We start from the raw sequence: 22,792 nt of genomic DNA, 5'->3' as shown, positions 1-22,792 counted from the left end.
CTCGGTATTAGCCTCGGGTTGCTTGTAAGGCAAATTCCGAGTTGCTGACCTTCTGCTCCTCCCACATAATCAACTGCTTCCCCGAAGAGAGCAGATGAGCGGCTTCGTTCCCAATCCGCAGCAGCGGCAAGCCATCGAGCACGTCCGCGGGCCGATGGTGGTCATCGCCGGGGCTGGTACGGGCAAAACCAAGGTGCTGGTGGAGCGCATCGCGCAGCTGGTCGCGAGCGGCGAAGCTCGCCCGCAGGAAATTCTCGCGGTCACTTACACCGACAAGTCCGCAGCCGAACTGGTGGAGAAGCTCGGCGAGCGCGGCGTCCCAACCGGATGGCGCGCCTGCACCTTCCACGCGCTCTGCTACGGCATCCTGCAACGAGCCCGGCAGGATTTCCGGCTCCTGGAAGAGAAAGACCTCTGGATCCTGCTGCGGCGCCGCCTCGACACGCTCGGGCTGAAGTACTACATCAAGGCGCCCAGGCCGCATGAATTCCTCAACGCGCTGCTCGACTTCTTCAGTCGCTGCCAGGACGAACTGGTCGATGCCGCGCGCTTCACCGCTTATGTGGAGCAGCTGCGGGCGGGCAAGCACGAACTGCCGCGGGTCACGAAGTCCAAGCAGTGTGACGCCATCACGCTCGCTGAACACATGGAGCGTTGCCAGGAAATCGCCCGCGTCTTCACCCGCGTGGAAGCCATGCTGCGCGAGGAGAACCTGGGAACCTTTGGCGACATGATCACCCGCGCCGTCCGGCTGCTGCGCGCCGATCCTGCCGTCCTTCGCAGCGAGCAGGAGAAAGCGCGCTTTCTCCTGATTGACGAATTCCAGGATGCCAACGTGGCGCAGATCGAACTGGCAAAGTTGCTCGCTGGCGACGAGCAGAACGTATTCGCCGTCGGCGATCCCGACCAGGCTATCTTTCGCTTCCGCGGCGCTTCCAGCGCTGCCTTCGAGGAATTCCTGCGGCGCTTTCCGAGATCCAAGGCGGTGGCGCTAAAGGAAAACCAGCGTTCGACCTCTCACATTCTTCACTGCGCCTATTCCGTCATTCTGCTCAATCCCGCCGTTCATTGTCCGCTGCCGGGCGGCCGCGAGTACGTTCGCCAGCCACTGCGCTCGGCCCGCGAACAGCGCGCAACAGACGATGGGAAGCCGCTGGTCCCGCAGAAAATGGAAATCGTTCTCAACGGCGGCAAGGAGGAAGAAGCCGCCGACATTGCTGCCGCTATCGACGAGATGCGAAAGCTGGATGCTTCGGGAAGCATTGCCGTCATCTACCGGCAGAACTCCCATCGCGAGGAAATCGCCCGCGCCCTGTCGGAGCGCAAAATACCGTTCGTCGTAAAAGGGCTGGACATCTTCGACACCGCCGTCATTCGCGATCTGGTGGCCTGCCTGGGAGCGGTTGCCAGCCTGGCGAATTCGGAGGCGCTTTTCCGTGTCGCCGCGCTTCCCATGTTTACCATCGACGGCGAAGCCATGCGCGCGGCGCTGGCCTCGGCCTCGCGCGAAGCATCCTTCGCGACCCTGCTCAAGCAAATTCCAGGCGGACCGCGCGTGCTGGCCGCCGTGGAAAAGGCGCGCAGCTACGCCGCATCGGTGGACTGGAATGCCTCGCGGGTATGCGATTACGTGGTCCGCAGCTTCCGTTTTTCTGAGTTCGATGAGGAAGTGCGCGTCTTTCGCGAGTTCGTGGACAAGTGGCACGCCAAGCCCATCACCGAAACCGGTTCGCTCGAGGAACTGATGGGTTACCTCGAATTGTTTCGCGATGCCGGCGGCGTACTGGAGATGCCCGTGCCCGAGCACAATGGCGCGGTGCAGTTGATGACCGTGCACTCGGCCAAAGGCCTGGAGTTCAACACCGTCTTCGTGCTGCGCGCCAATTCCGGCTCGTTCCCGGTCAGCTACCGCGAAACCTTGTTCGAATTTCCGCAGGCGCTTCGCGAAATGCCGCGCACCGACGACGGCAAGCAAATCCAGCAGGAGGAAGAGCGCCGTCTGTTTTACGTCGCCCTCACGCGCGCCCGCGATTCGCTTCATGTCTATGCCCGCCCTGGAACCGGGAAGGACATCAGTCCCGCCGGCCTGCTGCGCCTGGTGATGCGGAGCGATCTTGCCAAGGGCTGTTGGACGCAACGCCGAGCGCGTCCGTTCACCGCGAACCTTGCTGCGGCTGCGGCGGACACTTCGGGGATCGTGGCTTGGCTCCTGATGAAGCCGCGTGCCGACATCCGGCAGCGCCCCCTGAGCGCCACTTCCATTGACGCCTACGATACCTGCCCGCTGAAGTACAAGCTGATGTACGACTGGCGCATTCCGGGGCCCGCTTCGGCAGCCATGGTCTATGGACAGATCGTTCACGATGTCCTGCGCGACATTCACCAGGCCATCATCGCGGAACGGCCGCGCAGCGAGGGCGAGGTGCTGCAGCAATTCCGGGAGCGCATGGCGGAAGCCCGCTTCGACGACGAATATCAGCGCCGGCTGTTCGAGCAGCAGGGCGCCCGACATCTGAGCGCTTATCTCGCGTCTCTCGCCGCAGGCCCGGCGCCGGCGGTCTTGCACGCGGAACGAACCTTCGACATGAAAGTTGACGGGATACGTGTGCGTGGCCGCATGGACCGCGTAGACCGCTCCGCCGACCACCGGCTGCGCATCGTGGATTTCAAGACCGGATCGGCATTTGATCAGAAGAAGGCGGACGACAGTCTGCAACTGTCTATCTACGCCATCGCCGCCCGCGAGACGCTCGATGCAGAAGCCGGCGAACTGGTCATTCACAACCTCGAGGACAACTCCCAAGTCCTGACCCGGCGCGACGGCGATGCCATGGCGGAGACTCGCGCCAAAATTGTCACCGTTGCCGAGGGGATTGCCGCCGAACACTTTCAGGCCAAGCCGGGCTTCTGGTGCCACAGCTGCGACTTTCGCAACCTGTGTCCAGCAACCGAGCAGAAGCTGTGGGTGATTTCGAGCGCGGTAGGAACGAGCTGAACAAAACTTGCGGACAAAAAACTTAGGGGACGCTTTGGGCGTCCCCCTTTGCTTCAGTGTGAAGGCTTAGTGCTTCTTGGTTTTCTTTGCAGCCTTCTTGCCACCCTTTTTCGTTGCCATGATCTATTCTCCCTTCCATTGTTCATGGATTCGCAACAACGTACTGTTGCAATTGCTTGATTGTATAGAGTCATTCAAAAACGAAGTCAAGCAAAAAATCCACGGAACCAGAGATCGCACATTCGCGCGCGGGGATTTCATGCCGCCTCGCAACACGAATTTCGTGCGGAAGCTTACTTCAGTAACCGTGACGCGATGCCGCTGACGGAATCCTGCAGGGCGTGAGCGAACATTCCCGGCCGCAAGCTCCTCCTCCACGCCGCGAGCATCCCGAACATCGCGCCGTACACTCCGATCAGGACTACGCGGCGGGGACCCTGGTAGTAATGTGCGATGCCGAAGAAAATCGCCTGCAGCACAATTCCCCAGGCCTCGCTGCGCGTAGCTGCGGACAATTGTTTTTGCAGGTAGCCACGGAACATGATCTCCTCGCAGAACCCGGCGGTGGCGCTGAGCGCGAGCCAGACTCCGAGTTCCACTCCGTTGGCCGGCAACAGCGGCCCGATGTGCTTCTTTGCTTCCGCCATCTGCGTCGGCGAAGCCAAGCCCAGCGCGTACGACAATCCTGCCAGGATGCCCGCGGCGAGGATCCAGAACCCGAATGCGAACGCCCAGTCTTTGGCGAAGTCTTTCGGCGTGTTCCACCTTCCGCCTGCCAGGTCGCGCAAGGTGACGTTCTTCTTTTGCGCGCCCCACAAGATGTAACCGACCAACACGTATTCCCAGAACATGGTGACAAGGTACGTGGTCAGGCGACCGTGGCGGGCGATCATTTCGCCCTGCGAACGCGCTGCCAGGACGGCGGTTCCTATGACAACCGCGACGAACAGCACCGTGTGCCACGCTGGCGCTACCGGCGCGGGTGATGGCGGCGCCGGGTGCGCTGCTTCCATTTGATATAGGGTGTTTCCGTCAGCTGGCAACCTGTCCTCCCGGAAATCTTGCGGGGCGCTTCCTGGGGCATCTTATAATGGACAGTTTGTAATTCACACAGGAGCACTCTTATGGCCAGCGTTGAGGATGTAGTCATCATCTCCGGAGTTCGCACTCCGATCGGCAAGTTCCAGGGCTCGCTGTCGGAACTCTCCGCCCCCAAACTCGGCGCCATCGTGGTGCGCGAGGCGGTGAAGCGCGCCGGCATCACCGATCTGCAGCTGGTCAATGAATGCATCATGGGCAACGTGGTCCAGGCCGGTCTGGGACAGAACCCGGCGCGACAGGCGGCGCTCCTCGGCGGCCTGCCGCCACAGGTCGGGGCCATGACCGTGAACAAAGTCTGCGGCTCGGGATTGAAGTCGGTGGCGCTGGCGGCGCAGGCGATTCAAACCGGCAACAGCGAGGTGGTGGTCGCCGGCGGGATGGAGTCCATGACCAACGCTCCCTATCTGCTGCCCAATGCGCGGAAGGGGTTTCGCCTCGGCAACGTCACCATGGTGGACTCAATGATCCACGACGGCCTCTGGGATGCCTACGAGGATTACCACATGGGCAACACCGGCGAAAATGTCGCCGAGAAGTATCACATCACGCGCGAGGAGCAGGACGAGTTTGCCGTCAATTCACATCGCAGAGCTGTTTCGGCGATCAAGGAGTGCCGCTTCAAGGCGCAGATTGTCCCGGTCGAAGTTCCCGGCAAGAAGAAGGGCGAAACTGTCTTGTTCGAAAAAGACGAAGGGCCGCGCGAGGACACCACTGCGGAGGCGCTGCGCGCCCTTAAGCCCGCATTCAAGAAGGACGGCACAGTGACGGCAGGCAACGCTCCCGGCGTCAATGATGGCGCCGCCGCGGTTGTGGTTACCGGCGCGCACACCGCCGCCAAGCTTGGCGCCAAGCCGATGGCGCGCATCGTGGCGCAGGCCACCAGCGGAGTGGATCCCAAGTGGGTCATGATGGCCCCAGTGGATGCCATTCGCCAGCTTTGGAAGAAGACGGGTTGGGACAAGGGCGAGGTCGATCTCTACGAGATCAACGAGGCGTTCTCGGTCGCTGCCATTGCCGTGACGCGCGAACTCGGCCTCAACCTCGACAAGGTGAACGTCAACGGCGGCGCGGTTGCGCTCGGTCACCCCATCGGCGCCAGCGGCGCGCGCATCCTGGTCACTCTGCTTTACGAGATGATTCGCCGCGACGTGAAGAAGGGAATCGCCGCGCTCTGCCTTGGCGGCGGCAATGCCGTGGGCTTGGCCATCGAACGCTAAGGGCGCTCGGTGGCGTCGTCCAGAATAGCGTCAGCTATCAAATCCGTTTTGGGCACGCATGGGTAAAGAGTGGCCCATAGCGGCGGCACATCACCGCTTTTCAGTTCCTCCCTTTGCTATACTCCGCGGTTCTTTTGTCAGATTGGGCAACTAGCCCGTGGAATGCTTTACAAGACCCTCAGTGCCGCGGTTTATGGCATCGACGCCGCCGTGATCGAAGTGGAGGTGGACGTCTCCGGTATTCGCCGCAACGAAGATCACTTCATGACCGTCGGCCTGCCCGACGCCGCGGTCCGCGAAAGCCGCGAACGTATCCGCGCCGCCCTGCGCAACTGCGGCTACGACATCCCGCCCACCGACATCACCGTCAACCTCGCTCCCGCCGACATAAAGAAGGAGGGCTCCGGCTACGACCTCCCCATCGCGCTCGGCATCTTGGGAGCCTACGGCGGCATTGCCCGCAAGCAAGTTCCGGATTACGTGCTGGTCGGCGAACTTTCCCTCGACGGCGGCGTGCGGGGCGTCCGCGGCGCTCTTCCTATTGCCGTCGCGGCCCGCAGCGGCAAGATCGCCAATCTGGTCGTTCCTGTCATCAACGCGCGTGAAGCCGCAGTGGTGAGCGGCGTCAATGTGTTCCCAGTCACATCGCTGATGGATGTTGTCAGCCTGCTCAATGGCGGCAACGGCATCGTCCCCATGAAAGTGGACACCGGTGCGTTGCTCAGCGAGGCCCAGCAGTTCACCGTTGACTTCAAGGACGTTCGCGGGCAGCACACTGCCAAGCGCGCGCTCGAGGTCTCCTGTGCCGGCGGTCATAACATCCTGATGATCGGGCCACCCGGCTCCGGCAAGACGATGCTGGCAAAACGCATGCCGACCATCATGCCGCCGTTGACCTTTGAAGAGGCGCTGGAGACCACCAAGATTCACAGCGTCGCCGGGGTGCTTGATGCCAGGGCCGGCCTGGTCGGAACGCGTCCGTTCCGCGCCCCGCACCACACCATCTCCGATGCCGGCCTGATCGGCGGCGGCGTTGTGCCGCGCCCCGGCGAGGTGTCACTCGCCCATCACGGCGTTCTCTTTCTTGATGAACTGCCGGAGTTCCCGCGCAACGTGCTCGAAGTCATGCGCCAGCCGCTGGAAGACGGGACCGTCTGCATCGCCCGCGCCTCCATGTCGCTGACCTTCCCCGCGCGCTTCATGCTGGCCGCCGCCATGAATCCCTGCCCCTGCGGCTACTTCAACGACCGCACCCGCGAGTGTCACTGCACGCAGCCCATGATCCAGCGCTACGTGGCCAAGATCAGCGGCCCTCTTCTCGACCGTATTGATATTCATATGGACGTACCCGCGGTGAATTACAAGGAGCTACGCGGCGGCGCCAGCCCTGAGACCTCCGCCCACATTCGCGAGCGCGTGGTCCGCGCCCGCGAAGTTCAATTGCAGCGCTTTGCCGGGGCCCGTCCGCGCATCTTTTGCAATGCCCAGATGCAGACCAGCCAGATCCGCCAGTTCTGCGAGCTTTCCCCGGACTGCGAGCGCCTGCTGGAGCGCGCCATCAACCAGCAGGGACTCAGCGCCCGCGCTCACGACCGAATTCTGAAGGTCGGGCGCACCATCGCCGATCTGGAAGGTGCCCCCCACCTCGATTCCAAGCACATCGCCGAAGCCATCCAATATCGCACCCTCGACCGCACTTATTGGGCGTAAATGCAGTCCGCGCCTGCCATGCCCTCAGTTGTTGTCATCCTGGGCGAGGGCGCATGCCCGAGTCGAAGGATCCCAGCGAGCCACACAGGATGCGGCCAAACAAAGACATTTTCGATTGCCTATTCGTGGACCGCTGCAATCAGCAATGCGGTTACGCGCCTCTGTGCCTCTGTGGTGACCGGTAGCTAAGAAGCCAAGAGCCAACAGCTAAGAGCCAGGAGCTAAGAGCTAAAAGCTGGCATAATGTACCTACGTCACACGCCCATGAGACCAGCGTCACAGTCTGGGTGTGCGTGAGAAAGCTACCCTGTCGTGGCAGTCAACGATGGCAGGAGGCAGCACACTATGAAGACCGTTTTTGTCGTTGGGGCGGGACCCGCCGGCATGTTCGCCGCGCAGAAAATCGCCCTCGCCGGCCACCAGGTGGTCATCTTTAATCGCGACATCAAGCACGGTGGCCTGGCCGAGTATGGAATTTACCTGGTGAAAGACAAGATGAAAAGCGGCCTGCGCAAGCAGTTCGCCAAAGTCCTGTCGCTGCCCAACGTGCATTACTTCGGCCACGCGCCGGTGGGCGCAACCCAGAAGATCACCGTCGACGATCTCCGCGCCTTCAACCCTGACGCCATCGTCTTTTCCGTCGGCGCCCAGGGGACCAAGAAACTCGGCCTCCCCGGCGAGGACGCCAAGGGCGTCTATTCCGCCAAAGATTTCGTTTACTTCTACAACCAGCTGCCGCCGTTCGCCAGACAGGATTTCTCCATCGGCAAGAAGATTGCCATCGTCGGCATGGGCAACGTCATGGTGGACATCGCCCGCTGGGTGCTGCTCGATTGCCCTGACCGCAAGACGGAAGAATTGACCATCGTCGCCCGCCGCGGTCCCTTCGAAGCCAAGTTCGATGAGAAAGAGATCAAGTACCTCGAAGCGAATCTTGATCGCGAGCTTCTGAAAGCGGAACTGCAGCGGGTCGCCGCCAAGGTCGCCAGCGTCGGCCAGGACATCAGCAAGGCGGATGAGATTTTCACCGTCCTCAAGAAGACCGACCCGCAGACCACACCGGTGATGAAGTTCCGTTTCCTGTGCTCGCCGAAGGAGATCGTGAAAGGCCCTGACGGCCGCATCTGCAAGCTGATCGTCACCGAGAACAACCTGGTGAAAAAAGGCGAAGGCACCGCCGCCAAAGCCACCGACCAGACTGCCGAGCTCGACCTCGACACCATGATCTTCGCCATTGGCGACGTGCATGATCCCAACCTCGGGCTGCCCATGGGCCCGGAGGGCTACAGCACCAAGCCAAAAGAGGGCGACGAGCGTTCGCTATACCAGGTGGCAGATCCCGTCACCGGCGCCGAGATGGACGGCCACTTCGTGGTCGGCTGGGCCCGCCGCGCCAGCGATGGCCTGGTTGGCATCGCGCGCCATGACGCCGAGGTGGGGGCCACGCACGTCCTCCAGTACCTGGAAGGGAAGCAGGATAAGCGTGGGGCGGCGGTGGAAACAATCGAGAGCACGCTGCGGGCGCGTGGTATCCAGCTGGTGAATAAAGCCGAACTGGCGCTGCTGGGCAAGGCAGAAGAGAAAGAAGCGCAAGCGCGGAACCTTACCTATTTCAAGTATTCCGACGATACTTCCATGCTGCGGGCGATCACGCGTGAAAAGAACTCGACTAACACGCCCGCCATGGCCGGGGCCGACTAGCCCGCTTTGCAAAATCATGATCGGAGTGGCACGGCTCAACCGCCGTGCCATTTCGTTCTGGCGGAATCATTTCCTCGCTTCCACAATCTAACCCCTATGCGCACGCCAGCAGAAAAAGGAAATTTGTTTCGCGACTTGCACCACCGCGACCGGGCTTTCATCATTCCCAATCCCTGGGACGTAGGCAGTGCGCGTCTGCTGCAAATGCTGGGATTCGAGGCGCTAGCCACCACCAGCGCCGGTTTTGCATTTTCCCTGGGTAAGCCTGACGGCGCCATCGACCGCGATACCATGATTGCCCATGCCGCCGCCCTCGCCGCCGCTACCGACCTGCCTGTCAGCGCCGATCTGGAAAACTGCTACGCGGACGATCCCTCCGCGGTCGCTGAAACCGTTCGTCTGGCCGTGAAGACGGGACTTGCAGGTTGTTCGATCGAAGATATTGCTGCGCGAGCGCAACACGAACCGTATGAAATCTCGCTTGCGAAGGACCGGGTTCGTGCCGCGGTCGAGGTCGCGCATGCGCAGCCTTTCCCGTTCACGCTGACCGCGCGCGCCGAAAACTTCATTATCGGCCGTCCCGACCTGCGCGACACCATCGCTCGCCTGCAGGCCTTCCAGGAAGCGGGCGCCGACGTGCTGTTCGCGCCTGGCCTGAAAAGCAGGGAAGACATCGCCACCGTAGCGCGCTCGGTCGACCGGCCCATCAACGTGATTATGGGATTACAGGGTGTGCAGCTGAGCCTGGCAGAACTGTCGGAACTCGGAGTCAAACGCGTGAGCGTCGGCAGCGCGCTTTCCCGGGTTGCGCTGGGCGCTTTCCTGCGCGCCGCGCGCGAGATGCGGGAGCATGGCACCTTTACCTTCGCCGAGGAAGCGGTCAAATACCAGGACATCACCGCCATGCTCGCGGCGTAGGCGGACCCGGCGGCCAGTTGCTCGGCTTCTTGAATCCGCTCCTTAATTCCGATTTCCCCCCGGCAACCGCGAACTTTTCATTCCAAGTTCTGGATAAATATTCATATCGTTCTGCGACACAACCCATTTTGGGACCAGGCTACCCCTCGCTGTGACGCGCCTCACTTCGCGGATGTCCCGTCCAGTCCAACACTGAAGGTTAGCCTGGGAGGAACCATGAAACGCGTTGTCATCCTCGGCGCAGCCGGCCGCGATTTCCACGATTTCAACACTTTGTTTCGCAACAATCCCGAGTTCGAGGTGGTCGCATTCACCGCCACCCAGATTCCCGACATCGACGGGCGCCGTTATCCGGCGGAACTGGCCGGCCCGCTCTATCCCGACGGCATTCCCATCGTCGCGGAGAAGGAGTTTGAATCGCTCGTCGCCGATCGCGCCGTCGATGTGGTGGTCTTTTCCTACAGTGACATTTCGCACGCCAACCTCATGCATGTCGCTTCCCGGGCGCTGGCGGCAGGGGCTGATTTCTGGCTGGCCGGCGGACGCCACACCGAGCTGAAAGCCAACGTGCCGGTGATCTCCATCTGCGCCGTGCGCACTGGATGCGGCAAGAGTCCCGTCGCGCGCCGCGTCCTGGCCGAACTCCGCAACCTCGGGTGGAACCCTGTGGTCGTCCGCCATCCCATGCCCTACGGTGATCTCGCGCGCCAGGCGGTGCAGCGCTTCGCCACGCTGGAGGACCTGCAGCGCCACCAGTGCACCATCGAAGAGCGTGAGGAGTACGAACCGCACCTCGTCAACGGCACCGTCGTTTACGCGGGCGTGGACTACGAAGCCATTCTCCGCCGCGCCGAAAAGGAAGCCGACCTCGTTCTCTGGGATGGCGGCAATAACGACACCCCGTTTTTCCATTCCGATCTGGAGATTGTGGTTGCCGATCCGCATCGTGCCGGCCACGAAGTGAGCTACTTCCCCGGCGAAGTCAACTTCCGTCGCGCCGACGTCATTGTCATTAACAAGGTCAACACCGCCGCGGCGGCAAACGTGGACATCGTCCGCAACAACATCACCGCCGCGAACCCCAAGGCGACGGTGATTGAGGCCGCTTGCCGCGTCACGGTGGAGAATCCCGAATTGATCAAGGGGAAACACGTGCTGGTGGTCGAGGACGGTCCCACGCTTACCCACGGCGAGATGCCTTACGGCGCCGGCGTGGTCGCAACGGCCCAGTACTGGGCAGCTTCGCGCGTCGATCCGCGTCCCCATGCCGTCGGCTCCATCCGCCAGACATTTGAAAAATATCTGCATCTGCGTGACCTGCTGCCGGCCATGGGATACAGCCAAAACCAGCGGCAGGAATTGCAGGACACGATCAACCGCACGCCCTGCGACCTGGTGGTCCTGGCCACCCCGGTCGACCTGGGGCGAATTCTGCAACTGAACAAGCCCTGCGTGCGTGTCGGATATGAAGTTGAAGAACTGACCAAACCGAACCTGGCGGACCTGCTGTCCGACTTCACCACCCAACACCAGGTGAAGCACTCGGCCGTGTTCGCGGACTGAACGTATTGGATCAAGAAACTGAAAGCTGGAACGAGGCAACGTCATGGATCACCGTAATGATTTCCTTTCCATCCGCGACTTTTCGCCCTTCCGAATCCGCGAACTTCTCGACTTGGCCGCCGATATCAAGGCCAGCCCGAGCACTTACGCGGATTCGCTCAAGGGCAAGACGCTGGCCATGATTTTCGAGAAGCCCTCCCTCCGCACTCGGGTTACTTTCGACGTCGGCATCCAGCAGCTCGGCGGCTTCTCGCTTTATCTTTCCCCCGCCGAAATCAGCCTCGGCAAGCGCGAGTCCGTGTACGACGTGGCCAAGAACCTGGAGCGCATGGTGCAGGCGATCATGATCCGCACCTTTGCCCACGACATCGTCGAGCGTTTGGCCGAGTACGCTTCCATTCCCGTCATCAACGGCCTGACCGATTTCAGCCATCCCTGCCAGGCCATGGCCGACTTCCTGACGATCGAAGAACGTAAGGGACACATTGCGGGACTGAAGGTTGCATTCCTGGGCGACGGCAACAACGTGGCGCATTCCCTGATGTTCGCCGGAGCACAACTGGGCGCGAACGTCTGGATCTCAACCCCTGACGGTTACGAACCCAACCCGCAGGCGGTGCATTGGGCGCGTGAACGCAGCCTGCAGACCGGCGCCATCATCACCTTGACCAACGACCCCGTCGAAGCCGCGTTCGATGCCGATGTCGTCTACACCGATGTCTGGACCAGCATGGGGCAGGAAAACGAAGCCGAAAAACGGGCTCGCGCTTTCCATCCCTTCCAGGTCGACGCCCGGCTTTTCAGCAACGCCAAGCGCGATGCCATCTTCATGCACTGCCTCCCCGCTCACCGCGGTGAAGAGGTCACCGACGAGGTCATCGACTGCGCTCAATCCGCAGTTTTTCAGCAAGCGGAAAATCGCCTCCACGCGCAGAAGGCGATCCTGTACGAGCTCATGAAAGGGGAGGTGGTTTTGCGTCCCAGGAGAGTGGTGCGTGGGCAACCTGTTCAAGAGTTGGAGCTGGCGGAAAGGGGCTAGCCCCTAAGTCCAGAGGGAGGAAAAATGTTAACGGCAGAACTCAGTAAAAGCGACGAATTTATCGCTCTCGAAGAGCAGTACGGCGCCCACAACTATCACCCCCTGGATGTCGTCATTCATCGCGGGCAAGGGGTCTGGGTTTATGACACCGAAGGCAGGAGGTACCTCGACTGCCTGGCATCGTATTCCGCGGTCAACCAGGGACATTGCCACCCGCGGATCCTGGAAACGCTCATCGACCAGGCCCACCGCGTCACCCTCACCTCGCGCGCCTTCCGCAATGACCAGCTCCCGTTACTACTCAAGGAACTCCACGAACTTACCGGCTATGACATGGCACTGCCCATGAACACCGGCGCCGAGGCGGTCGAGACCGCTATCAAGGCCGCCCGCAAGTGGGGCTATACCGTGAAAGGTATTCCCGACGGCCAGGCAGACATCATCGTCTGCGCCAACAATTTTCATGGCCGCACCACCACCGTAGTCAGCTTCTCCACCGACGAGCAGTATCGCCACGGCTTCGGTCCGTTCACGCCCGGCTTCAAAGTCATACCGTTCGGCGACGCCGCCGCGCTGCAGGCGGCCATCACCCCGAACACCTGCGCCTTCCTGGTGGAGCCCATCCAGGGTGAAGCGGGCATCATCATTCCCGCCGACGGTTTTCTGCGCGACGCCGCCCGTGTCTGCCGGCTCAACCAGGTGCTGCTGATATGCGACGAGATCCAGTCCGGCCTCGGCCGCACCGGCAAACTGTTCGCCTGCATGCACGAGCGCGTCACTCCCGACGTGCTGATCATCGGCAAGGCGCTCGCCGGCGGCTTCTATCCCGTATCCGCCGTGCTGGCGTCGAAAGAAGTGCTCGGCGTCTTCCGTCCCGGCGACCATGGTTCCACCTTCGGCGGAAACCCGCTGGCCTGTGCCGTCGCACGTACTGCGCTGCGGGTGCTCGCGGAAGAAAACATGGTGCGTAACTCGGCCGAACTCGGAGCTTACTTCCTCGATCGCCTGCGCACCCTCAGCAAGCCTGAGATCCGCGAAATCCGCGGCCGCGGCCTTTGGATCGCCATTGAACTCCTCGGCCCGGCGCGTCCCTATTGCGAGGCCCTGAAGGAGCAGGGAATCCTGTGCAAGGAGACGCACGAAAAGGTCATCCGTTTGGCCCCGCCGCTGGTCATCACCCGTGACCAGATCGACTGGGCTTTCCCGCGTCTTCAAAAGGTGATTGAGCGCCGGCCGATGTGACCGGCGCTAAGGTTCCCACTATGTCCTGGGCCTTTGGCCCGCAAAAAATGGGCTTCGACCCTCGGCCCCTGCGCCGATCACCAGCCTGCCAGGGCTGTTAACCGTCAACTTGCCGCATCCTGGCAAATATTTCTTCGTCCCGGAGGTTCCCCCTGCTAGTCTGGCTCATCCAACCACCGGGCCCGCTAAAAAATGAGCAACTTTGGAGGCCTGTTCGGCATCTACAAGTTACGGTAGTAGATCCGCCACACTCATCCCACCTCCCCAAAATTTACGAGGTTGGCAGTTTGGAACCGGAACTCATGGTTCCGCCGCGGGTCTGACGGTACAGGAGATTATAGGATGCAACGCTCTAATCTGGTTTTCGACGCTTTACACACGCTCCGGAACCGGTATATGCTTTGCCAGCTTGCCTCCAAGGCCACGCGCCGATTTCACCGGCCCAATACCCGCATTCAGGAAACCATGAACGAGGTATTGGAGCGGATCGGGGTGGCTGACCGGGCGCAAGTCCTGGCGGAACCGGAAAAAGTTGCAGAGGCGCAGCGTCGGGCTGCATAATACAGCTTCCCAGCGCGCCTCTTCGTTGCGCGCAGCACGTCTTCTGACCCCCCTTGAACATCTCTCCGTAGGTGAATATGACCATCGCTGAACTAAAAGAAAAAAACATTACCGAGCTTACCCGCATTGCTCGGACGCTCGACTTGCCGGGAGCCTCCGGGCTCCGCAAGCAGGACCTCATCTTCAAAATCCTGCAGGCGCAGAGCGAAAAAGAAGGACACATCTTCGCCGAAGGTGTGCTGGAAATCCTGCCCGATGGCTACGGCTTCCTGCGTTCTCCGGACTACAACTATTTGCCCGGCCCGGACGATATTTACGTCTCTCCCTCGCAGATCAGGAAATTCGATCTCAAAACCGGCGACACCATCTCTGGCCAGGTCCGCCCTCCGCATGAAGGCGAAAAGTATTTCGCGCTGGTAAAAATCGAGGCGGTCAACTTCGAGTCGCCCGAGGAAGCGCGCAACAAGATCCTGTTCGACAACTTGACCCCGCTGTATCCCCAGGAGCGCGTCAAGCTGGAGACGGTCAAGGACAACATCTCCGCCCGCGTCATGGATCTGTTGACACCACTGGGCAAAGGACAACGCGGCCTGATTGTTTCTCCGCCGCGCACCGGCAAGACCATGCTGTTGCAGAACGTCGCCAACAGCATCACCACCAATCATCCGGAAATCGTTCTGATCGTCCTGCTCATCGACGAGCGCCCGGAAGAAGTCACCGACATGCAGCGCTCCGTTAAGGGCGAGGTGATCAGCTCCACCTTTGACGAGCCCGCCGCCCGCCACGTGCAGGTCACCGAGATGGTGATCGAAAAGGCCAAGCGCCTGGTCGAGCACAAGCGCGACGACGTCATCCTGCTCGACTCCATCACCCGTCTGGCCCGCGCCTACAACACCATCGTTCCGCCTTCCGGCAAGGTCCTTTCCGGCGGCGTGGACTCCAACGCCTTGCAGCGTCCGAAGCGCTTCTTTGGCGCCGCCCGCAACATCGAAGAGGGCGGTTCGCTCACCATCATCGCCACCGCGCTGGTCGATACCGGATCGCGCATGGACGATGTGATCTTCGAAGAGTTCAAGGGCACCGGCAACTGCGAAATCATTCTCGACCGCAAGCTGGTGGACAAGCGAACCTTCCCGGCCATCGACATCCAACGCTCCGGCACCCGCAAGGAAGAGCTGCTGATTCCCAAGGAAGATTTGGCGCGTATCTGGGTGCTGCGCAAGGTGCTGAACCCGTTGTCACCGGTGGAGGCGATGGAGCTTCTCATTGACAAGCTCAGCAAGACCCAGAGCAACGGCCAGTTCCTCGCCAATATGAGCTCGCTCTGAAACCGGTTCGCAAAAACTTCAGCCCGGTCGCCATCGACCGGGCTTTCCTTTTGCGAGATCGTTGCGCTGCCGATCGCGCTACGCCGCGTTGTTATAAACCCTGGTCAGACGTGACACCATGCATCCGTCCTCCAGCACCCTGGCGGCATAACGCACCGTCACCACTCCGCCGGTCTTATGCCGCAAGCTGATAATTCCGTTCTGCACTCCATCGCGAACGTAGGCCGCGAACTTGCCCGGCACGTCCACCTCCGGCACAGTAATGTCGTCGATTTTCCGCCCCAGCAGTTCTTCACGCTCATAGCCCAGCAATTCCGCGGCTGCGTCGGAGACGTGAAAGTATCTGCGGTCCTGGTCTACGAACAGCACGCGTTCGTTCTTGGACACCCGGTGCCCGTGCGCCTTGACCAGGGTTTCCCCGACAACCCGCAGCAGCCCTTCCGGCCCCGCCAGCGGCAGTACGATCGCATCACAGGCCGTTCCATGCCCAGTCATCGACACGATCGGAATACGGGGGGAAATCTTCCGCACCAGGCTTACGACCTGTTCTGCTGTAGCTTTCTTGTCGGTCCATCCCACCAGCACCAGGTCCACCGTATTGCGCTGCAGGGCCTGGTTTATCTCCGTTGCCGTCTCGGCGCGTTGCACGCGGTATCCGGCGTGTTCCAGGACCCACCGCCGTGTCTTGGACAGTGAATGCCTCGATGCAACGAATAGGATGTTGCGCCCCGCCGCCATCGAAATCCATTGTAGCTCGCCAGAGTAGTACCTGGCATCCTTGGCGAACATGCCGCACGCCGACCTCCAGGTATGGTCGCCGGGGGCCCGGCGGGTCCGTCGGGCAAGAAAAAAACGGGGCCTCTGGCCCCGAAACCGTCGTTTAGTTTTGATTACTTCCTGCTTTTCACTCTCTGGTTCCTGGGTTGTTCCTATTCCCTCGCCCTCTTCTTGATCTCAATGCTCAAGCGCTTGATCTTCTGGTTCAGTGTGGACAGCGGGATCTTGAACTTCTCCGCCGCTTCCGTCTGGTTCCAGTTGCAGCGCTCCAGCATGTCGACGATGATTCGCCGCTCGCATTCTTCCACGATCTCGAACAGGGAAGCGTCCGCCCGGTGCTCCAGCATGCTCAGTCCGGCGCCGCGGCCAGCGATGTGGTCAGGCAGCAGGTCCAGCGTCACCGTCGGGCCCGAGGACAACACCACCGCGCGCTCGACAACGTTTTCCAATTCGCGAACATTGCCCGGCCAGCCATATTCGATCAGGGCGCGCAGCGCTTCCGGCGCAATCTGCCGCACCGGCCGCTCGTTCTCCTCGGCAAATTTGCTGATGAAATGTTCCACCAGCAGCGGAATGTCCTCCCGCCGTTGCCGCATGGGCGGCAAGTCGATAGTGATCACGTTCAGCCGGTAGTACAAATCCTCGCGGAATCTTCCCTCCCGCGCCATTTGCCGCAGGTCCACATTGGTCGCGGCGATGATGCGTACGTCCACCTGCAGTTCCTGTACGCCGCCCAGGTGCATGAACTTCCGGTCCTGCAACACCCGCAGGATCTTGGCCTGCGTCTCCATGCTCATGGTGCCGATCTCATCCAGGAACAGGGTGCCGCGGTCGGCAATTTCGAACAAGCCCTTCTTGGAGGCGATGGCGCTGGTGAAGGCGCCTTTGACGTGGCCAAACAGCGTGGATTCCAACAGGTCCGCCGGCATCGATCCGGTGTTCACCGGCACAAAGGGGCGGTCCTTGCGCGGCGAATTCATGTGGATCGCCTTGGCGATCAGTTCTTTTCCGGTTCCGCTTTCCCCCTGCAGCAGCACCGTGGAGCGGCTGGGCGCGATCTGGGCGACCAGGTCGAAGATTTTCAGCATCGGCTCGCTCTTGCCGACGATGTTTTCGAAGTTATAGCGCTGCTTGAGGGCGCGCTTCAACTGCACGTTTTCTTCTTCGGCGTGGCGCCGGGCCACCACCGCCCGCACGTCGGCCAGCAGCTTCTCGTTGTCCCATGGCTTCTGGATAAAGTTGGTCGCTCCCGCCTGCATCGCCGCTACCGCGTTTTCCACGGTGCCATAGGCGGTGATCATGATGACCCCCAGCTCCGGCTCGCGATCGCGGATATCGCGCAGGATCTCGAGGCCGTTGCGATCGGGCAGCGCGAAGTCCAGCAGCACCAGGTCCATCGGCTGCTCGGCCATTCTTGCCAAGCCTTCTTCTCCGGTCGACGCGGTCTCCACCTTGAACCCTTCCAACTCTAGCAGTGTCTGCAGCGACTCGCGGATCGAGGCTTCGTCGTCAACGATCAAAATCGAACCCCTCGCCGTGCCTTGCTCCTTCATCGCGCTACGGCGGGTTATGACAGCTGCTTCACTCAATGCGTTTCCTCATTTCGCCCGAGGTCGATGGTCCATGGTCGATGGTTGATGGCCAAACGAATCAGCACCGGCCATCGACCATCCGCCATCGACGGTTGTCACACATTGACTGCTTTCCTCATCAGTGGAAACTCCAAATGGAACGTTGTCCCGCTCCCCATCCGGCTCTCGACGCGGATTTTTCCGGCGTGCTCCTGGATGATTCCGTAGGTCACCGATAATCCCAGGCCGGTGCCCCGCCGCCCGTCGTGCGGCGTGTTCTTGGTGGTGAAAAATGGATCGTAAATGCGGTCGATGTGCTCCTGTGCGATGCCCGACCCGGTATCCGACACGGTGACGTTCACGCCGTTGCCGTTCGCCGTGCGCACCTCCAGTGTGCCTCCATCCGGCATCGCGTCCTTGGCATTCAGGAACAGGTTCAGGAAAACCTGTTGCAGCTTGCCGGAGTTGCCCTGGATGGTCGGCAGCTTCTCGCACATTTCCGCCTGTACCTTCACCCGCGCCGTTTTGAGCTGGTGCTCCAGCAGGTTGAGGGTTTCGCGAATCACCTTGTTCAGGTCCACCTCGCCAAACTCGGTGCCGCTGGTGCGCGAAAAGTTCAGCAGGTTGTTCACAATTTCCGAGGCCCGGAAGGTCTGCTTGGTAATCTTCTCCAACAGTGACGAGCGCTGCTCGTCGCCCTGCAATTGTTTGGAGAGCATCTGCGCGTAGGAGGAAATCACCGCCAGCGGGGTGTTGACCTCGTGCGCCACGCCCGCCGCCAGCAGCCCAATCGACGACATCTTTTCCGCCTGGCTCAGTTGCGACTCCAGCTCGATCCGTTCCGTGATGTCGTCCACCAGCACCAGCCGCCCGATCACGTTGAATTTCTTGGTCACCAGCGGAGCGATGGCGATGTTGGTCATCCGCGTCTCGCCCGCCGGCGTATTCAGCCGATACTTGTACAGATTGTGGATGCCCGGGTTGGTGCGCACCCGGTAGAACTCTTCCAGGAACCCGGCAGGGAAGACCTCGGTCAGCTTCTTTCCCAGCGCCTGCCAGCGCGGCAGCGCATACATCACTTCCATCTGCGAGTTCCAGAACTCGACGCGGTCATCCAAGTCCACCGCAAATACCCCGACGCTGATGGATTCCACGATGTTCTCGTTGAAATCCTTGAGCCGCTCGTACTCGCTGACCTTCTGCTCCAGCGAGGCGTACAGGCGTGCGTTCTGGATGGCGATGCCGACGTATCCTGCCAGCGCTTCCAGCAGTTCGACATCTTCGCTGGATAGGAAATCCCCTTCGCTGGTCTTGCCCAGGCCCATCATCGCGATGGTGCGTCCCTGCACCGAGCAAGGAATGAAATAGTTCATGTCGAGCTGCGCAATCGAGTACTGCGCACCCGGGGTCTCCCGCACCACCGCGCGCGTGTTGTCGAAGAACAGGTGCCCGGCCGCCATCTCCGGCCGCTCTTCTCCCAGGAAGCTGAGGTCGAGGTTGGGCGGAAGATCGGATATTCCGAACGACTTGGAGAGGGTAAAGCGGTTCGGCGAATCCGCTGACGCCAAAAAGATCGCCATCCGGTCCACCAGCAACGTGCGCGCGATGCGGTCCACGATCGAACTCAGCATCTTGTCCAGGTCGAGCTGCGAACTCAACTCGCGTCCGAACTCGATCAGCGTTTTCCGGTAGTCATATCTCTTGCGGTAGAAGAAGCGGTCCAATTTCTCCTGGAACCACTTCCTTACCGGGTCGAACAGCAGCGCAGTGACCACGATTACCGCGATCATGCCGGTCGGCCCGCTGCTGGGCAGGTGCCGGTTCAGCAGCACCGCCGCCAGCCCAATCGTCGCGAAGTACACCCCGGCGATCGACGCCGCCGCCAGCGTGTAGGCCATGCCGCGCTTGAAGATCACGTCCACGTCCATCAGCCGGTATCGGAAGATGGCATATCCGAACGTCAGCGGCAGGAAAACCAGCGACAGCACCGACACCTTCATCAGCACTGTCGCCTGCGTCCCGTTCATATAGGGGATCACGTAGAACAGCGTAAACGGCGCAATCGCCAGGATCGTGCCCCGCGTCACCCACTTCATCTGCTGGCGCAGTATCGGGGTCGACGCGTGTTTGTAGCTGTGCCACAGAACCCCCGCCGCCACAACGAAGAATGCGGCCAGGTACAACATCTCCAGCCGATCCAGGTTGAACCGCAGCAATTCGCTCGGCACCAGCAGTTGCAGCGAAAGGATGTGTGCCAGCAATAACAGCAGGCCAGGCACGTAGCAGACCGGCACCAGCCACGGCCGCCGCTTGACCGAATCCTTGACCTCCGGGAAGGTGAGCACGAAGTGCAGGAACAGGGCTGGCTGCAAAAGTTCCGCCACCACGTTGGCCCAGTACACGATCCAGTCGAACTGGTTCAGCTTCCCGGTGTAGTGGAAAGCGTAGAAGATATAGGAGACCAGGCAGAACAGGTAGAAGTGCGTCGACTTGGGCGCCGTCCAGCGACGCAGCAGGACGTACAGTCCGATGCCTAGATAGATCAGTGAAATGAAGCGCAGCCCGACGTACAACGACTTATCGAAAGGCACGAGCACGACCGGAACATTGACCGTGACGCCCCCGCGCCGCAGGTTGTAGGTAGCCTTCGACCAGCTCCCGGTCCGGTACATCTGCCGGCTCAGCTCGGAGAAATTATGAATGTCGTGGTCGCTGATGCCTTGCAGTTCGTCGCCGTTCTTGATTCCGGCCCGGGCACCCGGTCCTTCGGGGTCCACTCGTTCGGCGACCAGGTGGCGGTTGTGCTCCACCCACCAAACGCCGTCGTAGGGAATCTGGAATTGCCTTTCTTTTTGGAAATTAATCCAGCCGAAGACGCCCGCAGCGGTGGTCAGCAACGCCAACACCACGGCCACAAACCGGACTTGGATGTCCCTTGTCATCGGGGGCTGCCGAAACTTCTCCTCAATCGTTCCCTTTTGGGGAACTGCGGGCAGAGAAACACTTTTCGACTTCGACAGCAACTGAGGTGCCATGGCCCTTGTACCCGGCGTGCCTTATCCTCCACCCTATCCGGTACTTACAAAATCATCATAGCCTGAGCCCGAACGAAATACAAAATATGGAAGCCGCCTCTCATTCCTCATATACCCGGCGCTAGGGCTGCTGCAAGCCTCTTGAAACGCAGTTCTGACATTTTCAAGAATTTGTTTCTCTGACCTCCCGGCGTATTCTGATTCTGGACCGGACGCGGCCTTCGCGACAGCTAAGGGTATTCGGTTCTAAGTACCTGATTCGATTGAGATCGCTGTTAAGGCAGTAGGCTGAGACTTACCGCAGCGGAAATGTCGAGTACTTAACAAAAAGGGGGAGCCGAATTGGCTCCCCACAGAAGCGACAGAGGCGATATCAGACGGTTTGGAATCCCGCGATCACAATTCGGTTGCCAAGCTTTTCAATGAAACTGCGAATTCCATCACTCAGGAAGCTGATCTCACGATTCAAGGACTTCGCGTTCATTTCCTACAAAGTGGATCGGGTTTTCCGGTTGTGCTTGTCCATGGACTGCTGGCGTACTCCTTTTCCTGGCGGCACACCATTCCTGCGCTGGCGCGCCACTTCTCCGTCTTTGCCCCAGATCTATTAGGAACCGGCTTCAGCGATCGGGTGAAAGACCTCGACTGCAGCATGCGCGCCTCCGCCCAGCGGTTGATCGCCTTCCTCGACGCACTTGGGCTGCGCGAATTCGATCTTGTCGGTACCTCTCACGGTGGCGCCCTCTCCACCATTATCGCGGCCGAACTGGGCCGGCGGATTCGCCGCCTGGTGCTGGTCGCGCCGGTCAATCCCTGGTCGCGCGCCGGTCGTAAGCGCATTGCAGTGTTTTCAACCGCGGTCGGAGGAATGTTGTTCCGCCACTCATTCCTGCGCCTCGATGCTCTGAACAACTGGGTCCTGCAGCGGCTTTTTGCCGATCCCGGAAAAATCCCGCCCGGAATGTTTGAAGCCTACGCCAAGCCGCTCCGCATCGCGGGATCAGTCGATTACCTGCTTGGCGTGGTCCGTTGCTGGCAGAGCGATATCTCCATGCTCGAACCCCTCTACGCGCAAATCCACGCGCCCACGCTGTTGGTATGGGGCGATAGCGACACCGCCGTATTGCCGGGCTCGGCCAAGCACGTGCAACGCGCCATTGCCGATTCGAAGCTGGTGATGATGTCCAAAACCGGCCACCTGCCGTATGAGGAGTCGCCCGAGGAATTCAATCGCGTGCTGCTGGAATTTCTTCGCGGCGATTAGCAACCAGCAATTCGCGCTGGCCCGCTCGCGATTTGGTTTACCATCGGGCAGCCGTCCTGATGCCGTCACGTTCTAACCGTAGGCGCTGGCTGCTCCTTTCATGCACTGGATCGTCGAAACCGCCCGCTATTATCTTCAACATTACGGCTACTGGGCGGTCGCCATTGCGCTGCTCGGGGAAAACGCGGGACTACCCCTTCCCGGCGAAACCATCCTGATTCTCGCCAGCATTGCTGCTTATCGCGGACATCACTTGAAGCTGCCGTGGCTGATACTGGTCGCGGTCTGCGCCTGCACCATCGGTGACAACATCGGCTACTGGATCGGGCGGCGCGGCGGCCGTCCTCTGCTGAATCGCTACAGGAATTTTTTTCACATCAGCGAGGAGACAATCCGCACCGGTGAAGAATTCCTGCAGCGACGCGGATGGGCTGCAATCTTCCTGGCGCGGTTTATCGCCGGCCTGCGCATTGTTGCCGGACCGCTGGCTGGCGTTCTGAACATGGAGTGGAAGCAATTCCTGGTCGCCAATGCCGCCGGCGCTGTGGTTTGGGTCACCGTAATCGCCTGCGCCGGATATTTTTTCGGCCGGCAGTTTGCTGGCGCGCTGAAGGAAACGGAATTCGTTGTCCTGATCATCGTCGTGATGGGAGGGCTTTACTTGTTGTGGAAAAATAGAAAGCGTGCTCGGGCACGCAAGCGCAAGCCGATTCTGGCTGGCAAGAAGTAGTTTTGTGTGGCATGGGTAGCGGCGGAATTCATTCCGCCGT

General features: G+C 60.7%; 15 protein-coding genes. 11 read left to right on the top strand and 4 right to left on the bottom strand.

The annotated features are described in order from the left end of the window. The first annotated feature begins 94 nt into the window (after nucleotides 1–94). Nucleotides 95–2,995, top strand: coding sequence for an ATP-dependent DNA helicase (locus VFI82_15110; GenBank protein ID HET7186014.1), 2,901 nt, complete (start codon nucleotides 95–97; stop codon nucleotides 2,993–2,995). Nucleotides 2,996–3,288: 293 nt separating this feature from the next. Here the strand turns inward: VFI82_15110 and VFI82_15105 are convergent, their stop codons facing one another. Beyond that, complete coding sequence (locus tag VFI82_15105) at nucleotides 3,289–4,008, bottom strand: CPBP family intramembrane glutamic endopeptidase (GenBank protein HET7186013.1); 720 nt, start codon at nucleotides 4,006–4,008, stop codon at nucleotides 3,289–3,291. A gap of 111 nt (nucleotides 4,009–4,119) precedes the next feature. Between VFI82_15105 and VFI82_15100 the strand changes: the two genes are divergently transcribed. From VFI82_15100 to rho, 8 genes are all read left to right on the top strand, one after another. After that, nucleotides 4,120–5,313 (top strand): acetyl-CoA C-acetyltransferase, encoded by a 1,194-nt coding sequence (locus VFI82_15100; protein HET7186012.1) that lies wholly within the window; start codon nucleotides 4,120–4,122, stop codon nucleotides 5,311–5,313. A 162-nt stretch (nucleotides 5,314–5,475) separates the two neighbouring features. Continuing rightward, nucleotides 5,476–7,023, top strand: coding sequence for a YifB family Mg chelatase-like AAA ATPase (locus VFI82_15095; protein ID HET7186011.1), 1,548 nt, complete (start codon nucleotides 5,476–5,478; stop codon nucleotides 7,021–7,023). Between the two features lie 345 nt (nucleotides 7,024–7,368). After that, nucleotides 7,369–8,724 (top strand): FAD-dependent oxidoreductase, encoded by a 1,356-nt coding sequence (locus VFI82_15090; GenBank protein ID HET7186010.1) that lies wholly within the window; start codon nucleotides 7,369–7,371, stop codon nucleotides 8,722–8,724. Between the two features lie 96 nt (nucleotides 8,725–8,820). Next, nucleotides 8,821–9,642 (top strand): isocitrate lyase/phosphoenolpyruvate mutase family protein, encoded by an 822-nt coding sequence (locus tag VFI82_15085; protein HET7186009.1) that lies wholly within the window; start codon nucleotides 8,821–8,823, stop codon nucleotides 9,640–9,642. Nucleotides 9,643–9,858: 216 nt separating this feature from the next. Then, on the top strand, nucleotides 9,859–11,205 hold the full coding sequence (locus VFI82_15080) for a cyclic 2,3-diphosphoglycerate synthase (GenBank protein ID HET7186008.1): 1,347 nt from the start codon (nucleotides 9,859–9,861) through the stop codon (nucleotides 11,203–11,205). Between the two features lie 43 nt (nucleotides 11,206–11,248). Beyond that, the gene (argF, locus tag VFI82_15075) at nucleotides 11,249–12,244 is read left to right on the top strand and encodes an ornithine carbamoyltransferase (GenBank protein HET7186007.1); all 996 of its coding nucleotides are present in this window, start codon (nucleotides 11,249–11,251) and stop codon (nucleotides 12,242–12,244) included. A gap of 24 nt (nucleotides 12,245–12,268) precedes the next feature. After that, complete coding sequence (gene rocD / locus VFI82_15070) at nucleotides 12,269–13,486, top strand: ornithine--oxo-acid transaminase (GenBank protein ID HET7186006.1); 1,218 nt, start codon at nucleotides 12,269–12,271, stop codon at nucleotides 13,484–13,486. A gap of 638 nt (nucleotides 13,487–14,124) precedes the next feature. Beyond that, nucleotides 14,125–15,375 carry a transcription termination factor Rho gene (gene rho, locus VFI82_15065; GenBank protein ID HET7186005.1) on the top strand — a complete coding sequence of 417 codons (1,251 nt, stop codon included), beginning with the start codon at nucleotides 14,125–14,127 and terminating at the stop codon, nucleotides 15,373–15,375. A gap of 78 nt (nucleotides 15,376–15,453) precedes the next feature. Here rho and VFI82_15060 read toward each other — a convergent pair whose 3' ends face one another. The 3 genes from VFI82_15060 to VFI82_15050 all read right to left on the bottom strand — a co-directional run bounded on the left by VFI82_15060 (nucleotide 15,454) and on the right by VFI82_15050 (nucleotide 20,665). After that, nucleotides 15,454–16,164, bottom strand: coding sequence for a PAS domain S-box protein (locus VFI82_15060; protein ID HET7186004.1), 711 nt, complete (start codon nucleotides 16,162–16,164; stop codon nucleotides 15,454–15,456). Nucleotides 16,165–16,304: 140 nt separating this feature from the next. Further along, nucleotides 16,305–17,705, bottom strand: a complete 1,401-nt coding sequence (locus VFI82_15055; GenBank protein HET7186003.1) for a sigma-54 dependent transcriptional regulator — start codon at nucleotides 17,703–17,705, stop codon at nucleotides 16,305–16,307. Between the two features lie 134 nt (nucleotides 17,706–17,839). Further along, a complete protein-coding gene (locus tag VFI82_15050) occupies nucleotides 17,840–20,665 on the bottom strand; it encodes an ATP-binding protein (GenBank protein ID HET7186002.1) in 2,826 nt (941 codons plus the stop codon). A 607-nt stretch (nucleotides 20,666–21,272) separates the two neighbouring features. On the opposite strand from VFI82_15050, the gene VFI82_15045 reads away from it, so the two are divergent. Next, a complete protein-coding gene (locus tag VFI82_15045) occupies nucleotides 21,273–22,022 on the top strand; it encodes an alpha/beta hydrolase (GenBank protein ID HET7186001.1) in 750 nt (249 codons plus the stop codon). A gap of 100 nt (nucleotides 22,023–22,122) precedes the next feature. Then, nucleotides 22,123–22,752: a DedA family protein gene (locus VFI82_15040; GenBank protein ID HET7186000.1), complete on the top strand. Its 630-nt coding sequence runs from the start codon at nucleotides 22,123–22,125 to the stop codon at nucleotides 22,750–22,752. The last annotated feature ends 40 nt before the right edge of the window (nucleotides 22,753–22,792 follow it).

This window comes from Terriglobales bacterium (genome assembly GCA_035691485.1).
GTDB lineage: Bacteria > Acidobacteriota > Terriglobia > Terriglobales > Acidobacteriaceae > JAIQGF01.
This window is presented reverse-complemented; position numbering and strand designations above follow the sequence as displayed.

Excerpts from the sequence above, each read along its gene's own strand:
- VFI82_15110 (HET7186014.1), top strand. The coding sequence starts at position 95 with ATGAGCGGCTTCGTTCCCAATCCGCAGCAGCGGCAAGCCATCGAGCAC.
- VFI82_15105 (HET7186013.1), bottom strand. The coding sequence starts at position 4,008 with ATGGAAGCAGCGCACCCGGCGCCGCCATCACCCGCGCCGGTAGCGCCA.
- VFI82_15100 (HET7186012.1), top strand. The coding sequence starts at position 4,120 with ATGGCCAGCGTTGAGGATGTAGTCATCATCTCCGGAGTTCGCACTCCG.
- VFI82_15095 (HET7186011.1), top strand. The coding sequence starts at position 5,476 with ATGCTTTACAAGACCCTCAGTGCCGCGGTTTATGGCATCGACGCCGCC.
- VFI82_15090 (HET7186010.1), top strand. The coding sequence starts at position 7,369 with ATGAAGACCGTTTTTGTCGTTGGGGCGGGACCCGCCGGCATGTTCGCC.
- VFI82_15085 (HET7186009.1), top strand. The coding sequence starts at position 8,821 with ATGCGCACGCCAGCAGAAAAAGGAAATTTGTTTCGCGACTTGCACCAC.
- VFI82_15080 (HET7186008.1), top strand. The coding sequence starts at position 9,859 with ATGAAACGCGTTGTCATCCTCGGCGCAGCCGGCCGCGATTTCCACGAT.
- argF (HET7186007.1), top strand. The coding sequence starts at position 11,249 with ATGGATCACCGTAATGATTTCCTTTCCATCCGCGACTTTTCGCCCTTC.
- rocD (HET7186006.1), top strand. The coding sequence starts at position 12,269 with ATGTTAACGGCAGAACTCAGTAAAAGCGACGAATTTATCGCTCTCGAA.
- rho (HET7186005.1), top strand. The coding sequence starts at position 14,125 with ATGACCATCGCTGAACTAAAAGAAAAAAACATTACCGAGCTTACCCGC.
- VFI82_15060 (HET7186004.1), bottom strand. The coding sequence starts at position 16,164 with ATGTTCGCCAAGGATGCCAGGTACTACTCTGGCGAGCTACAATGGATT.
- VFI82_15055 (HET7186003.1), bottom strand. The coding sequence starts at position 17,705 with ATGAAGGAGCAAGGCACGGCGAGGGGTTCGATTTTGATCGTTGACGAC.
- VFI82_15050 (HET7186002.1), bottom strand. The coding sequence starts at position 20,665 with ATGACAAGGGACATCCAAGTCCGGTTTGTGGCCGTGGTGTTGGCGTTG.
- VFI82_15040 (HET7186000.1), top strand. The coding sequence starts at position 22,123 with ATGCACTGGATCGTCGAAACCGCCCGCTATTATCTTCAACATTACGGC.